Source organism: Streptomyces sp. NPDC058457 (assembly GCF_042720695.1).
Lineage (GTDB): Bacteria > Actinomycetota > Actinomycetes > Streptomycetales > Streptomycetaceae > Streptomyces.
In genome coordinates this window covers 1-2513 of sequence record NZ_JBHXLU010000188.1, presented here as the reverse complement: position 1 = coordinate 2513, position 2513 = coordinate 1, and the positions used below count along the sequence as shown (strand labels likewise).

Here is a 2513-nt window from a genome sequence, read left to right as displayed (position 1 = left end):
TCCGCTCCAGCCGCGTCCACCCGAGACACCAGCACCTCAACCGGAACCGTCAACTCCTCCGGCACCACCAGTACTCCCGCCTCGAACACCAGGCGTGCCCGCAACACCTCATGACGCTCCATCACGGCTCGTACAGCACCAATCAGCGCCTCATAGTCAAGGCTCGGAGGCACTGTCAGCACACCCGGCTGCACGATCCGGCCCACCCGCTCCGGGCCGACCCGGTTCAGCAGCTCGCGCATCACCGGGGTCAGCGGAACCTCACCGACACCGGAGTCCGAACGCCGCTCGCCCGCCGTGTCTGAGGTCATGACAGCCACTCGGGCCAGCCGCTCCGGCGTCTTCTCCTCGAAGATCTGCCGGGGCGAAACAACCCAGCCGGCAGCCCGAGCACGCGACGCGAGCTGCATCGACATGATCGAGTCGCCGCCCAGCTCGAAGAACCCGTCCTCGACCCCCACCCGCTCCAACCCCAACACCTCGGCGAACAGCCCACACAGAACGACCTCGGCAGGAGTAGTCGGCACGCGCCCATCACCCGCCGACCGCTCGGGCGCGGGCAGGGCAGCACGGTCCACCTTGCCGTTCACCGTCAACGGCAAAACATCCAGGACGACCACCACAGACGGAACCATGTACTCCGGCAACCGGGACGCCGCATAGTCACGAACGGCATCCGCACCCACGTCCCCGACCACATAACCCACAAGCCGCCCGTCACGCACCACCACCACAGCCCGCTCCACGTCGGTGTGGGCGGCGAGGACGGCCTCGACCTCCCCGAGCTCGACCCGGAACCCACGGATCTTCACCTGCTCATCCGCACGCCCGACGAACTCCAGGACACCGTCCGCCGTCCACCGCGCCAAGTCACCAGTGCGATACATCCGCTCGCCCAACCCGAACGGGCAGGCCACAAAACGCTCGGCCGTCAGATCCGGACGGTTGATGTAGCCACGGGCCAGACCGGCACCGGCGACATACAACTCGCCGGTCACGCCGACCGGGACGGGACGCAGGAACGCGTCCAGGACGTAGGTCCGGACGTTGGGCAGCGGGCGGCCGATCGCCGGCGGCGCATCCTCACCCGTGATGCCCTCCTCCAGGAGGACAGCCGTGGTGATCACAGTCGCTTCGGTCGGCCCGTAGGTGTTCCACAGACGGGCCGCTGCCCGCCACCTGGCGGCCAGGCCCGCTTCGAGACGCTCCGCACCCAGCACCCAGTTCGCAATACCAGAAACGGCCTCCGGCTCCAGCGCACTCAGCAGCGACGGCACCACACTCGCCGTACCCACACCACTGGACTCGACCATCGCCGCCAAAACAGACGGATCCCGCCGCTCCTCGGACGAGGCGATCGCCAGCGTGCCACCCGCCGCCAAGGTCACGGCGACATCCAGGACGGCCGCATCGAAGCTGAAGGAAGCGAACTGCAACGACGTCACACCAGGACCAGCCCCCAGCACCGGACCCATCGCCGAGGCCAGGTTCGCCACCGAACCATGAGCCACCGCCACCCCCTTCGGCCGCCCCGTCGACCCCGACGTATAAATCACATACGCCAGATCACCCGGCCCCACCGACACATCAACCGGCTCCCCAGAGTCGATGGCAAGACCGTCCAGGAGAACGACGTCCCCGTCCAGCCGATCCGCCGTCGCCTCCGTCACCAGCACGAGCCGCGCGCCGCTGTCAGCGACCATGAACGCCAGCCGGTCCGCCGGATACTCCGGGTCCAGCGGCACATACGCCCCGCCCGCCTTCCACACGGCAAGCTGAGCCACCACCATCTCCACCCCACGCGGCAGACACAGCCCCACCCGCGACTCACGCCCCACACCCCGCGCCACCAACCCCCACGCCAACGCATCCGACCACGCATCCACCTCGGCATACGTCAACGACCGGTCCCCACACCGCACCGCCACCGCATTCGGCGCCCCAACCACCCACCGCCGGAACCGCTCCAGCACCGTGCCGAACTCCACCGGTCCGGCCGTGTCGTTCCACCGCTCCACAACGGAGGCGCGCTCGGAGGCGTCCAGCAGGTCGATCTCCCCGACCCGCACTGTCGGATCAGCCGCCACCTGTTCCAGGACGCGGACCAAGCGGCGGGCCATCCGCTCGGCGTCCCGGCGCCCGAACAGGTCGGGCCGGTAGTCAAGACGGATCTCAAGGCCGTCCGCCGGGGTGACCCCCAAGGCCACCGCGAAGTTGGTCGACTCACGGAGCTCGGTTCGCGTGACCGACAGTCCGTCGCCAAAAGGCTGGACGTCCAGATCTCCCGGGTAGTTCTCGAACGCCAGCATCGTGTCGAACGTCGCTCCCGCGCCGGCCGCACGCTGCACCTCGCTCAACCCCACATGCTGGTGGTCAAGGAGCGCCGACTGCCGCGCCTGCAAACCCTGCAACGCCTCGCCCACACGCTGCGCCGCATCCAGATCCACCCGCACCGGCAACGTGTTGATGAACAGCCCGAGCATCTCCTCCATACCCACAAGCTCCGCCGGCCG

1 protein-coding gene is annotated in these 2513 nt (G+C 68.6%); it reads right to left on the bottom strand.

The genetic code is table 11. The annotated features are described in order from the left end of the window. The coding region (locus ACFWPS_RS53890) for an amino acid adenylation domain-containing protein (RefSeq protein WP_383721897.1) at positions 1–2492 on the bottom strand (2492 nt) is incomplete at its 3' end. Positions 2493–2513: the final 21 nt, after the last annotated feature.